A 12,019-nucleotide genomic window follows, 5' to 3' on the forward strand; every position below is an offset into this window, starting at 1 on the left:
CCGACATGCTGATCGCGCGACGCGCCGACACCCGCGCCCGCGCCGATTTCGCCACCTGGAAGATGATGGCCAAGCTCAACGGGGCGTCCGCATTGCCCCCGGAGGCCCAGGAATTCCTGGCGAGCTACCAGAACCTGCTGGCGCAGATGAGCGAGGGCGAGGCCACCGAGGTCACCATCGGCGCGATCTACAAGGCCTATTATGCCGAGATGGGCGGCGCTGGAACCCCGCCCGACGTCCGCCCTCGCGCGGCTGAGCCGGCAGCGGACAATGTTACCGCCTTCCGCCGCCCCGCACCGCCGAAGAAGTCTGCCTCCGTCGGGGCGGCATTCGCTGGACCCCAGAAACGACCGCTCCCGGTGGCGCTGATCTTCGCGTGCCTGGTCGTGGTCTATGTCGGGATCCGGCTCTACTGGCGCTGAGCCGTCTTCTTCTTTTTCGCGTCCGGCGGCGTGAAGATGATATCGACGGTGCGCTCGAACCGGTCCTCGGTCAGGCCGGCAGGCGGCTGCGGGATCGGATCGGACTTGCGGACGATCGAGACCGCGGCCGCATCGTAGGCGGCGTCCCCGGACGATTCCACGACATCCACCGACAGCACGTTGCCCTTCCGGTTGATCGCGAAGCTCACCTTGACCTTCTGATTGTTGGGGTGTTTGCCCTCCGGATTGATCTTGTGCAGCGACAGATGCGCGCTGATCTTGCGATTCCAGTCGGCCGTCAGCTTCAGGATGTCCTTGCCGATGCCGATGACGGGCGCCAGCGCCTTCTCGGCCTCGCGCGCATCCTCCTCGAGCGTCTGCCGTGCCGTCGCAACCGATTTCGGCGACGCTTCGGCGGCCGGCGTTTCGACAGCCTGAATCTTCGGATCGTCTTCCGTCGGCTTCTTCGCGTTGTTCTCGGTCACGACGCGGTCGGGATCCTCGACCTCCTGCGACTGATCCTTTGGAAGCTCCGTCTCCTTGGTCTCGGCCTTTTGCTCGGGAAGCGCCTGCTGCTCCTGCATCGCTTCGCTGTCCGGCCCGGGCGGTAGATCGGTTTCGGGCGCCTTGGGCGATGCCATCTCCACGGCGAACTCGGCACCGTTCGCACCCAGGCCGTCGCCGTCATCATCGGCGCGCAAATGCGCCAGCGCGAGCGCAGCGCCACCCAGATGAAGCACCAGCGCCGCCACTGCTGCCAGGATCCAGAGCTTGCGGGATGGTCTGAGTTCGTCCGACATAGCGTGTCTTCTTAAGGCTGCGCGGCGCCGGCCGCAGGCGCGCCTTCCAGCGCCACCAGCTTCACCCGCGTATAGCCGCCTGAGCGCAACAGCTCCATGACCCCCATCAACTCCCCATACGGTACCGACTTGTCGGCACGCAGGAACACGTATTTGTCCTTGCTCATGTCGGACAGGCCGTCGAGCGTCCCGATCAACTCGGCCCGGTGCACCGGATTTTCTCCGATCGCAAGCGTCAGATCGGGCTTGATGCTGAGATAGGTCGGCTTGTCCGGCTTCTTCTGCGGCGTCGCGCTCGACGTCGGCAGATCGATCGGCAGATCGACCGTGGAAAGCGGGGCTGCGACCATGAAGATGATCAGCAGCACCAGGATGACGTCGATGAACGGCGTGACGTTGATGTCATGCGTTTCCGAGAAGTCGTCGTCGTCATCGTCGTCTGCGAGCGAAACGGCCATGATTCACTCCGCTGCGCGCGAATGCACGCTGCCGTGGCTGCGATCGAGATCGCGCGAGAGCAGCCGTCCTGCCGCCCCCGAGGCGCGGTTGACGAGCTCGAGATAGCCCTTCGTCACGCGCGAGAAGTGGTTGTAGATGATGACGGCGGGGATCGCCGCGACGAGGCCGATCGCGGTGGCGAGCAGCGCCTCGGCGATGCCGGGCGCGACGACGGCGAGATTCGTGGTCTGCGACTTCGAGATGCCGATGAAGCTGTTCATGATGCCCCAGACCGTGCCGAACAGTCCGACGAAGGGCGACGTGGAGCCGACGGTCGCAAGCACGCCCATGCCAATCCGGATACGCCGCGCCTCGGCGCGCACGATCTCGGAAAAGCTGGAGGCCGCGCGCTCCTTGATACCGGCATCGCTGGACAGGCCGGCCGACATCCGCGCCTCGCGCAGGGCCGCCGCCAGGAAGGACGACAGGATGCCCTCCTTGGCGCCGACCGCCATCTGCGCTTCGGCAAGGGAGCGCGTCTCCGCGATCTTCTTCAGGGCCGAGCGAAGCCTGGTGGAGGCGACCGACAGCTCGATCGACTTTGCGATGAAGACGGTCCAGGTCATCAGCGATGCGAAGGCGAGCCCGATCATCACCGCCTTCACGATGACGTCGGCCGACATGAACATGACCCAGGGCGACAATTCCTTCATGGCCGGCGCGATACCGGATGCCGCCTCGGGCTTTGCGGGCGCCGGAGCGGTCGCCGTCGAAGCCGCAGGTGCGGTTGCCGAGGGTGCCGCCGCCGGGCTGACCACGGGCGGCTGGGCCGCCTGCTGCGTCGCCGCCGAGGGCGGGGTCTGTGTCTGGGCGGAAACAGGGGTCGCGAGCCAGGCGGCCGCCAGCATGACGGCTGCGGCAAGGCTTGCTTGGAAGGTCATGGTCTTCATACTTCGGCCCAGTAGCGAATGAGGTTGTGATAGATGCCCGTCAATTTGACCGTTTCGGGATCGTCACGCCCGAGCCGTTCCACCAGCGCCTGTATCGCGGTGTCGAGGTCAAAGATCATGCTCCGGGCTTGATCGTCCCGTATCATGCTCTGAAGCCAGAAGAAAGACGCAACCCGCGTTCCCCTCGTCACGGGGGTGACGAGATGCAGGCTGGTCGAAGGATAGAGCACGCAGTCGCCGGCCGACAATTTGACTTCGTGCGAGCCGTAGGTGTCCTCGATCACAAGTTCGCCACCATCGTACTCTTCCGGCTCGGCGAGGAACAGCGTCACCGACAGGTCTGTGCGGATGCGAAGGCCGGTCAGACGGTCGCCGCGGATCGCGTTGTCGACATGCAGGCCGAAATGATGGCCATCGCTCGCCGCATAGCGGTTGAACAGCGGCGGGAAGATCTGGAGCGGAACTGCCGCCGCGATAAAGCGGGGATTCGACGTCAGCGCCGAGATGATGCGGTTGCCGAGCTTGCGCGCGACCTCGCTGTCCGGCGGCAATTGCTCGTTGCGCTTGACCATGGCCGATTGCGCGCCGGCGGTGGAACGGCCGTCCTCCCATTCGCTGGCGTCCATGATGCGGCGGAAATCCGCCACATCATCCTTGCTGAGAACGCCAGGCAGGCACGTCAACATGATCAGAACTTCGCTGTCGTGACGATGTAGAAGGCCCGCCCCGGCGCCACCGCGACGAACGGTACGTTGCTGCGATAGAACGAGTCGTAATAGAGCTTGTTCGTCAAGTTCTGCGCGTAGAACTTCATGGTCCAGTTCTGGTCGATCTTCTTCTCGACGAACGCATCGAAGCGCCAATAGCTCGGCAGCTCGTTGGTGTTGGCGGCGAACGTGCCGCCATAGACCTTGGAGCGGTACACCGCCTGGCCGCCGAGCTCCCAGCCGTCGTCGAACTTGTATTTGGTCAGCATGCTGAACGATTGATGGGCGATGTTGGCAAGCTGCAGGCCGAGATTGGAGGCGACCCCGCTCTGGGTGACCTTGGACTGCATCAGCACCAGGCCGCCGAAGATGCTCCAGCGATCGGTGATCTTGCCCTCGGCTTCGATGTCGATACCCTGGATCCTGTAGGCGGCGCCCGACGTCAGCTGGCCGTTGACGGTCTCGCGCGCGTTGTCCTTGGTGGTCTGGAACAGCGCGCCGGTCACCAGCAGGTGGCGATCCGCAAGCTCCCATTTGGTGCCGAGCTCGATCGCCTTGTTGCGCTCGGGCCCGAGCAAGATGGTCGAGTTGGCGGGAACGCCGCCGTACTCGGTGCCGGTCGCGTCGAGCTCCGAGCCGAACGGATTGGCCGAGGTCGCGTAGGCGCCATAGATACTGCCGATCGACATCGGCTTGTAGACCAAGCCGACGTTGTAGTTCACCAGATCGGAGCTCTGCTTCACATATTGCGGACTGTTGTTCGACGCGCTCTGGCTGTAGCCGTCATAGCGCACGCCGCCGTTCACGATGATCGTGTCCTGCCAGTTTGCGGTGTCCATCACATACACGCTGCTGGTGTTGACGCCATAACGCGTCGGATTTCCAACCAGCGACGGCGTGCCGAAGGGAATGTAGGTGAACTGGGGGGAGTAGAGATTGACGCCCGTCACGGCACCGTTGCTCGTGAAGGCGGAGCCGGACAGTTCCGACGCCAGACCCGCATAGCGATCGATCGAAATGTTCTCGTTCGAATATTCGACACCGAACACGGCGGTGTGCTTGACCCCGCCGGTGTCGAGCTTGAGCGTCGCCTCGTTCTGGTTGGCCCACACGTCCACGTTCTGGTAGCGGCTCTGCGCGCTCGCCGTCGTGGTCCAGAGCAGCGGATTGGCGTTGGTGGTGACCGGGTTTTGCGGCAGCGTGCCGATATAGTTGAGCAGCGAGTGCTCGCCGCGCACCTTGCTGGTCAGCGTAATGGCCTCGTTGACCTTGTACTCGATCGTGCCGGTGCCGAAATCCTGCCGCGCCGTCTGGAAGTCGCGGTTGAGGAAGCCGTACCAGTTTTGACGCGGAATGCCGGCCGAGGTCACCGGCACGTTGCCCTGCTTGTAATAGGGCACGCCGAAATCCGGATAACCGCTGAGGTCGGTGTGGACGTAGTTGGTCGTGATCTTGATGTCGTTGGTCGGGGTGTACTTGGTCGAGATGAAGCTGCCCCAGCGATTGTCGGTCACGTGGTCGCGGCCGGCGACGTTGGCGTCCTGGAACAGGCCGCCGGCGCGAACCGAGAAGGTCGGGTCGATGACCTGGTTGACGTCGAGCGTGACGCGCTTGGTCTGGTCGGTGCCGAACTCGGTGTCCATGCGCTTGAAGTTGACGTCGCCCGCCTGCTTGGTGACGATGTTGATAGCGCCGCCGGCGGTGCCGCGGCCGGCGTAGGACGATGCCGGGCCGCGCAGGATCTCGATCTGCTCGGTGAAGAAGTTCTCGCGGATGGAAACGGCGGGATCGCGGATGCCGTCGATGAAGACGTCGTTGCGCGCGTCGAAGCCGCGGATGAAGAAGCGGTCGCCGAATGCGTTGCCGCCCTCACCGGAGCCCAGCGTCACGCCCGCGGTCGAGCGGCCGATCTCCTTCAGCGTCGTGGCGTTCTTGTCCTCCAGCACTTCCTTGCTGAGCACCGTGATGGACTTCGGCGTGTTCAGCATCTTCTCGGGAAACTTGCCCGAGGCCTGGACGTGGTCGACCTTGTAGGGCGCGGCCGGATCGGCATAGGGATTGCCGTCGGGAGCGCCTGACGGCGTCGCGGGCGCCGTCTGCTGAGCCGCCTGCTCGCGCTGCGCGGCGCGACGAATCGCGTTGCGGGCGCGGACCTGTTCCGGCGAGGGCTTCGATGCCGTCGGACGCGGACGCTCGACAGGCGCGTCGACCGTCACCGGCGGCAGGTTCGATTGCTGCGCCTGCGCGCCGCTCGACACCGATGCCACCGCGATCAAGCTCGCAACCGCCGAAGCCTTCTTGCCGGAAACGCCCGCGAACTTCTCATCCACCAGATCGAATGCTGCGACCGAACGCAACGACCTCGGTGCGACCACCTGCCCCATTACCAAACGCCCCATCTTCTTGTTCGCTCATTCACTTCGACGAACGATGAGTGTTGGTATCGGCCGCAAAATAGCGGGTCAATGCGAGCGCCTCGCAAGAACCCTTGAATCAATCCAGATCAAAACAATTCTAAACTAGAGTTTGAAACCGTTCTAAACCGCGATTGGACTCGTTCTAAGAAACAGCGCCGCGCAATCGCAGCCTCCCTCACTGCATCAATCGCTGCTTGGCGGCTTCATCAGCGAAAACAATTCGTCGACGGTTTTCTGCGCGACGGCGCGCACGCGATCGGTGCGGTCCATGCCGGCGATGTTGACGCCGTTCACCACGGCTTTGATCTCGTCCCGGAAGTCGGTGAGGAAGCGCAAGGGATCGCGCTGCTCGTTGGCCACCCGCGCGATCAATCCCGTGATCAGAATCTGACACGCGATCAGCTTGCCGTTCAATTCGTCCATGTGCGCTCCATTGGTGACGGCGCCGATATGGACGATGCCGAAATTGCAGACAACCGAAACGGCGGCCGCGCAAATTAGAACCGTTCTTGTCAGCAGCACCGGGCGGCTGATCGGTGCGGTGCCTTTCGGCTCGAACACACCATGTGCGGGTGTCGCCCAAAACTTGCCCGCCGATCGATCCGCCCGCGAAAATGCAGCACTGCACAGTGCCGCGCCAGAGCACTGCCCACACGGTGCAAAGCTTTCCAATTGTTTAGGATTATCAACGGATAGTGCTGTTTACACTGGAACTTGGCGTGTATTATACAACGCGATGGAACCCTGCGATTGCCCTATCATTCCTTGCTGAGGGCATACGAGCCGACACGAGACGACATGAAAAAGTCCCGGCCGATCCTCTGGCTTCTGATTATCGCGGCCGTGGCCTCCGCGGGTTACTATGGTTGGCAGAAGTTCGGAGCTGGGGCCGGAAAAACCCAGACCGCCCAGAAGGGTCCACCCCGCCCGCCCGCCGTCCCCGTAAGCGTTGCGCCGGTCGAGAAGATCGACTTTCCCGTCTACCTGACCGGTCTCGGCACGGTTCAGGGTTTCAACACCGTCCAGGTCCGCAGCCGGGTGGATGGCCAGATCGACAAGCTGACCTTCAGGGAAGGCCAGATCGTCCAGCAGGGCGAGCTTCTGGTCTCGATCGATCCCCGTCCCTATCAGGCCGCGCTCGACCAGGCCAAGGCCAAGAAGGCGCAGGACGAGGCGAGCCTCGCCAACGCCAATCTCGAACTTCAGCGCGCCACGAAGCTCGGCGAATTCGCGACCGCGCAGCGGGTCGACACCCAGCGCTCGACCGTGGCCCAGCTCACCGCGCAGATTGCCGCCGACGAAGCCGCGATCGCCAACGCCCAGACCCAGCTCGACTACACCCAGGTCAAGGCGCCGATCACCGGCGTCGCCGGCCTGCGCCAGGTCGACGTCGGCAACATCGTCAACGCCTCGACGCAGACCGGCATCGTCACGATCTCGCAGGTCGAGCCGATCTCCGTGATCTTCACCGCGCCGGAAGACCAGCTTCCCTATATCAGCGAGGGCCAGAAGAGCGGCGCGCTCAAGGTGATCGCCTTCACCACCGACGGCAAGAAGACGCTGGCCGAGGGCAAGCTTGCGGTCATCAACAACCAGGTCGATACGAGCAGCGGGACAATCCGGCTCAAGGCCGTGTTCGAAAACAAGGACCACGCGCTGTGGCCGGGCCAATCGGTCTCGACGCGGCTTTTGGTGCGGACGCTGAAGGACGCGACCGTGGTTCCGGATGACGCGGTCCAGCACTCCACCAACGGCCTCTATGCCTACACCGTCAGTCAGGACAACAAGGCCGAGGTGCATAAGGTCAAGGTCAGCTATGCCATCGATGGACGTTCGGTCATCGAAGAAGGCTTGAGTCCCGGCCAGCAGGTGATCACCGGCGGCCAGTTCAAGGTGCAGCCCGGAAGCCTCGTCTCGACGGCGGTGGCGAGTTCGAACCCGGCCCAGAACAAGGTACGACAGGAATGACCGAGGGCGGGATTTCGGCACCTTTCATCCGTTATCCCATCGGCACCTCTCTGCTGATGGCCGGCATCCTCTTTGTCGGTCTCGTCGCCTATCCCCTGCTTCCGGTCGCACCGCTGCCGCAGGTCGACTTCCCGACCATCCAGATCACCGCCAATTTGCCGGGCGGCAGCCCCGAGACGATGGCCTCGTCCGTGGCCCAGCCGCTGGAGCGCCAGTTCGCCCAGATCCCCGGCATCGCCCAGATGACCTCGACGAGCTATCTCGGCACCGCGTCGATCACCATCCAGTTCGACCTCAACCGCAGCATCGACGGCGCCGCCAACGACGTGCAGGGCGCCATCAACGCCGCCAGCGGCCAGTTGCCGAAGAACCTGCCGTCGCCGCCGACCTACCGCAAGGTCAACCCGGCCGACGCGCCGATCCTGCTATTGTCGGCGACGTCGGAGACACTGCCTCTGACCAGCGTCAGCGACGCGGTCGATGCCCAGCTCGCCCAGCAGATCAGTCAGCTGTCGGGCGTGGCGCAGGTCTTCATCGGCGGCCAGCAGAAACCCTCCATCCGCATCCAGGTCGATCCGGCCAAGCTGGTCGCCAAGGGCCTGTCGATGGAGGACGTCCGCAGCCAGATCGCGATCACCACCGTCGACAGTCCCAAGGGCAATATCGACGGCGAGAAGCGCGCTTACACGATCTACGCCAACGACCAGCTCACGCACGCGAAGGACTGGAACGACGTCATCATCGCCTATCGCAACGGCGGCCCGTTGCGAATCCGCGACATCGGCCAGGCGGTCAGCGCCGCCGAAGACGCCAAGCAGGCGGCCTGGGCGAACGGCAAGCGCGGCGTGTTCCTGGTGATCTTCAAGCAGCCCGGCGCCAACGTCATCGAGACCGTCGACAGGATCAAGGCGACCCTGCCGCGCCTGGTGGCGGCGATCCCGCCTGCCATCAAGATCGAGCTCATCAGCGACCGTACCACGACCATCCGCGCGGCGGTCGAGGACGTCCAGTTCACGCTGCTGCTGACCATCGCCCTCGTGGTCATGGTGATCTTCATCTTCCTGCGCAGCTTCTGGGCCACCGTCATTCCCACCGTCACGGTTCCGCTGGCGCTGCTCGGCGCCTGCGCCCTGATGTGGGTCGCCGGCTATTCGCTCGACAATCTGTCGCTGATGGCGCTCACCATCGCGGTCGGATTCGTCGTCGACGATGCCATCGTGATGCTCGAGAACATCACGCGCTACATCGAGGAAGGCGAACAGCCGATGGCGGCGGCGTTCCGGGGCGCGAAGGAAATCGGGTTCACCATCGTGTCGATCAGCATCTCGCTGGTGGCGGTGCTGATCCCGCTGCTGTTGATGGGCGGCATCATCGGGCGCCTGTTCCGCGAATTCGCCGTCGTGCTGGCGATGACCATCTTCGTCTCGATGTTCGTGTCGCTGACCCTGACGCCGATGATGGCCTCGCGCTTCCTGCGTGCCCATGGCGAGGTGCAGCACGGCCGCTTCTATCAGTGGAGCGAGCGCGCCTTCGACGCGATGCTCCGCGGCTACGAATCCGTTCTGGATCACGCCCTGGCCTGGCGGCGCACCACGCTTGCGATCTTCTTCGCCACGCTCGGCCTGTCGGTCTACCTGTTTGTCCTGATCCCGAAGGGCTTCTTCCCGCAGCAGGATGTCGGTCTGATCACCGCCACCTCGGAAGCCTCGCAGGACATCTCGTTCAAGGAGATGACCCGGCGCCAGGAACAGCTCGGCAAGATCATCCTGGCCGATCCTGACGTCGCCAGCGTCGCCATGTCGATCGGCGGCAGCGGCCGCGCCGGCAACAACGGCAACATCTTCATCACGCTGAAGCCTCGCGACCAGCGCGAGGCCTCGGCCCAGCAGATCATCGCGCGACTGCGTCCCCAGTTCGACAAGGTCGAGGGCGCCCGCCTCTACATGCAGGCGGCCCAGGACGTGCGGCTCGGCGGCCGGCCGACGCGCACGCAGTTCGAATTCACGCTGCAGGACGCCAATCTGGACGAGCTCAACGAATGGGCGCCCAAGATCCTCGCCAAGATGCAGACGCTGCCGGAGCTGCGCGACGTCGCCACCGACCAGCAGACGCAGGGCACCACCGTCCAGCTCAAGATCAACCGCGATACCGCCTCACGCTACGGCATCCAGCCGCAGCTGATCGACGACACGCTCTATGACGCCTTCGGACAGCGGCAGGTCACGCAATATTTCACCCAGCTCAACACCTACAAGGTGATCCTGGAGATCCTGCCGGAGATGCAGGGCAATCTCGACAGCCTCAACAAGCTTTATCTCAAATCGCCGCTGACCGGCGACCAGGTGCCGCTGTCGACGTTCGCGACCTGGACCACCGATCCGGTCCGCCCGCTCTCGATCAGCCATCAGGGCCAGTTCCCATCGATCACGATCAGCTTCAACCTCGCGCAAGGCGTCGCGCTCGGCCAGGCGACCGAGGCGGTGCAGAAGGCGATGGCCGATCTCGGCGCGCCGCCGACCCTGAACTCCAGCTTCCAGGGCACCGCGCAGGCGTTCCAGCAGTCGCTCGGCACCGTGCCGCTGCTGATCCTCGCCGCACTCGTCGTGGTCTACCTGATCCTCGGCATCCTCTACGAGAGCTACATCCATCCGATCACGATTCTGTCGACGCTGCCCTCGGCCGGTGTCGGCGCGCTCGCGATCCTGATGGCGGCGGGTTTCGACTTCAGCCTGATCGCGCTGATCGGCATCATCCTGCTGATCGGCATCGTGAAGAAGAACGGCATCATGATGGTCGATTTTGCGATCGCCGCCGAACGCGACGAGCACAAGACGCCGGAGCAATCGATCCGCCAGGCCGCGCTGCTGCGCTTCCGCCCGATCATGATGACGACGATGGCCGCGCTGCTCGGCGGCGTGCCCCTGATGCTCGGCCACGGCACCGGCGCCGAGATCCGTCAGCCGCTCGGCTACGCCATGGTCGGCGGCCTGATCGTCAGCCAGGCGCTGACGCTGTTCACCACGCCCGTGGTCTATCTCTATCTCGACAAGCTCAACAACTGGTTCTCCACCTGGGGCCGTTCGGGCGACGACGAAGGCGACGAGGCGCCCGCGCCCGGCACTGTCAAGGAAGCCGCCGAGTAAGCTTGCGCCGCGGCCGCCGCGACGCTACAGCGAGACCCTCGGTTAACGCCAAAATGGTCTCGTCATGTCCATGCAATCCAGACTTGTCGCCCTCGCCGCCGCGGCCCTGTTGCCCTTGGCCGCCGCGCATGCCCAGCAGAGCGCGAAGAAGAACGCAGCGCCTGCCCCGGCCGCGCAACCCTCGCCCGCGCCGACGCAAGCACAGGCCGACGGTGCTCCCGGGCAGCCCGGCTGGGTCGTCCGTTGCACCAGCGCCAGCCGCGAGGCCCCGCTCGAATGCGCGATGGAGCAGAACGCGGTGCTGACCAAGACCGGCCAGACCGTCGTCCTGATCAACATCCGCATCGCGCCCGACACCCGCACGCCGATCGCGCTGTTGCAATTGCCGCTCGGCCTCAACCTTCCCGTCGGCGCCAAGCTCCAGGTCGACGAAGGCAAGACGTTCGACCTCCAGATCCAGACCTGCGAGAACCGCGGCTGCTACGCCTCGACTCCGATCGCAGCGGACCTGCTCGCCGCTTTGAGGTCGGGCAAGCAGTTGAAGGTCTCCTTCCAGAACATGGCCAAGGAGACGATCGCGATTCCGATGCCGCTCGGCGATTTCGCGGCCGCCTACGACAAGATCAAGTAGCTCGCTCTCGTCAGCCGATCACATCGCTCGCCCGGAGCAGCGTGGTGAAGCCGCCGTAGATCATGCGCTTGCCGTCGAACGGCACGCCCTCCATCTTCAGCCGCGGGTCCGCCATCACCTTCTTGTTGACGGCATCGCGGGTCTCGCGGTCGCGGTAGACGATCCAGGAGAACACCACGACCTCGTCCTCCTTCGCCATCACTGCGCGCGGAAACGAGGTCAGCTCGCCATAGGGAACGTCGTCGCCGATGCATTCGACATAATCGAGCGCGCCGTGCTCCATCCAGAGCGCGCAGGCGGTGGTCGCCAGCGTCTTGTAGGCCTCGATCTTGTCCTTGGGCACGGCCAGAACGAAACCATCGACATAGGGCATCACGGATCTCCTTGGGTTGTATGGCCCAAGGACGAGCGAGCGCGCCGCGATCCGACGGCGAGATGCGATGTCAGGATGAGGCAAACCGTCGCGAGCGGCGGTGCGGTCATGGCCCGAACGTCCCTGCCGACGGCCTGCAAAGAGTTGGACGCTGGGGGAAAAGTGCCCGG

The 12,019-nt window shown here is 64.3% G+C and carries 11 protein-coding genes; 4 read left to right on the forward strand and 7 right to left on the reverse strand.

The features are described 5' to 3' along the window. The first annotated feature begins 5 nt into the window (after positions 1-5). Positions 6-422: a hypothetical protein gene (locus E4K64_RS12875; protein WP_135163963.1), complete on the forward strand. Its 417-nt coding sequence runs from the start codon at positions 6-8 to the stop codon at positions 420-422. Here the strand turns inward: E4K64_RS12875 and E4K64_RS12880 are convergent. The 6 genes from E4K64_RS12880 to E4K64_RS12905 form a co-directional block, all read right to left on the reverse strand. Beyond that, on the reverse strand, positions 410-1,222 hold the full coding sequence (locus E4K64_RS12880; protein ID WP_135163839.1) for an energy transducer TonB family protein: 813 nt from the start codon (positions 1,220-1,222) through the stop codon (positions 410-412). The two genes, E4K64_RS12875 and E4K64_RS12880, sit on opposite strands and share 13 nt — an antisense overlap. Positions 1,223-1,233: 11 nt before the next feature. Beyond that, the gene (gene exbD, locus E4K64_RS12885; protein WP_135163840.1) at positions 1,234-1,680 is read right to left on the reverse strand and encodes a TonB system transport protein ExbD; all 447 of its coding nucleotides are present in this window, start codon (positions 1,678-1,680) and stop codon (positions 1,234-1,236) included. A gap of 3 nt (positions 1,681-1,683) precedes the next feature. After that, on the reverse strand, positions 1,684-2,610 hold the full coding sequence (gene exbB, locus E4K64_RS12890) for a tonB-system energizer ExbB (protein WP_135163841.1): 927 nt from the start codon (positions 2,608-2,610) through the stop codon (positions 1,684-1,686). Next, positions 2,607-3,296 (reverse strand): Fe2+-dependent dioxygenase, encoded by a 690-nt coding sequence (locus E4K64_RS12895; RefSeq protein WP_135163842.1) that lies wholly within the window; start codon positions 3,294-3,296, stop codon positions 2,607-2,609. The genes exbB and E4K64_RS12895 overlap by 4 nt, the downstream gene beginning before the upstream one ends. Before the next feature lie 2 nt (positions 3,297-3,298). Continuing rightward, entirely contained in the window at positions 3,299-5,701 is a 2,403-nt protein-coding gene (locus E4K64_RS12900) for a TonB-dependent receptor (RefSeq protein WP_135163964.1), read from the reverse strand. Positions 5,702-5,917: 216 nt separating this feature from the next. Then, positions 5,918-6,157 (reverse strand): hypothetical protein, encoded by a 240-nt coding sequence (locus E4K64_RS12905; RefSeq protein ID WP_135163965.1) that lies wholly within the window; start codon positions 6,155-6,157, stop codon positions 5,918-5,920. A gap of 375 nt (positions 6,158-6,532) precedes the next feature. On the opposite strand from E4K64_RS12905, the gene E4K64_RS12910 reads away from it, so the two are divergent. From E4K64_RS12910 to E4K64_RS12920, 3 genes are all read left to right on the forward strand, one after another. Next, on the forward strand, positions 6,533-7,702 hold the full coding sequence (locus E4K64_RS12910; protein WP_167771973.1) for an efflux RND transporter periplasmic adaptor subunit: 1,170 nt from the start codon (positions 6,533-6,535) through the stop codon (positions 7,700-7,702). Beyond that, positions 7,699-10,845, forward strand: a complete 3,147-nt coding sequence (locus tag E4K64_RS12915) for a multidrug efflux RND transporter permease subunit (RefSeq protein WP_135163843.1) — start codon at positions 7,699-7,701, stop codon at positions 10,843-10,845. The genes E4K64_RS12910 and E4K64_RS12915 overlap by 4 nt, the downstream gene beginning before the upstream one ends. Positions 10,846-10,909: 64 nt before the next feature. Next, complete coding sequence (locus E4K64_RS12920) at positions 10,910-11,476, forward strand: invasion associated locus B family protein (RefSeq protein WP_167771974.1); 567 nt, start codon at positions 10,910-10,912, stop codon at positions 11,474-11,476. A gap of 10 nt (positions 11,477-11,486) precedes the next feature. Here the strand turns inward: E4K64_RS12920 and E4K64_RS12925 are convergent, their stop codons facing one another. Further along, positions 11,487-11,849: a DUF1428 domain-containing protein gene (locus E4K64_RS12925; RefSeq protein WP_167771975.1), complete on the reverse strand. Its 363-nt coding sequence runs from the start codon at positions 11,847-11,849 to the stop codon at positions 11,487-11,489. Positions 11,850-12,019: the final 170 nt, after the last annotated feature.

This window comes from Bradyrhizobium frederickii (assembly GCF_004570865.1).
Taxonomy (GTDB): Bacteria; Pseudomonadota; Alphaproteobacteria; order Rhizobiales; family Xanthobacteraceae; genus Bradyrhizobium; species Bradyrhizobium frederickii.

Bases quoted from the DNA above. Each gene is read 5' to 3' on its own strand.
- E4K64_RS12875 (WP_135163963.1), top strand. From the start codon at position 6: ATGCTGATCGCGCGACGCGCCGACACCCGCGCCCGCGCCGATTTCGCC.
- E4K64_RS12880 (WP_135163839.1), bottom strand. From the start codon at position 1,222: ATGTCGGACGAACTCAGACCATCCCGCAAGCTCTGGATCCTGGCAGCA.
- exbD (WP_135163840.1), bottom strand. From the start codon at position 1,680: ATGGCCGTTTCGCTCGCAGACGACGATGACGACGACGACTTCTCGGAA.
- exbB (WP_135163841.1), bottom strand. From the start codon at position 2,610: ATGAAGACCATGACCTTCCAAGCAAGCCTTGCCGCAGCCGTCATGCTG.
- E4K64_RS12895 (WP_135163842.1), bottom strand. From the start codon at position 3,296: ATGTTGACGTGCCTGCCTGGCGTTCTCAGCAAGGATGATGTGGCGGAT.
- E4K64_RS12900 (WP_135163964.1), bottom strand. From the start codon at position 5,701: ATGGGGCAGGTGGTCGCACCGAGGTCGTTGCGTTCGGTCGCAGCATTC.
- E4K64_RS12905 (WP_135163965.1), bottom strand. From the start codon at position 6,157: ATGGACGAATTGAACGGCAAGCTGATCGCGTGTCAGATTCTGATCACG.
- E4K64_RS12910 (WP_167771973.1), top strand. From the start codon at position 6,533: ATGAAAAAGTCCCGGCCGATCCTCTGGCTTCTGATTATCGCGGCCGTG.
- E4K64_RS12915 (WP_135163843.1), top strand. From the start codon at position 7,699: ATGACCGAGGGCGGGATTTCGGCACCTTTCATCCGTTATCCCATCGGC.
- E4K64_RS12920 (WP_167771974.1), top strand. From the start codon at position 10,910: ATGTCCATGCAATCCAGACTTGTCGCCCTCGCCGCCGCGGCCCTGTTG.
- E4K64_RS12925 (WP_167771975.1), bottom strand. From the start codon at position 11,849: ATGCCCTATGTCGATGGTTTCGTTCTGGCCGTGCCCAAGGACAAGATC.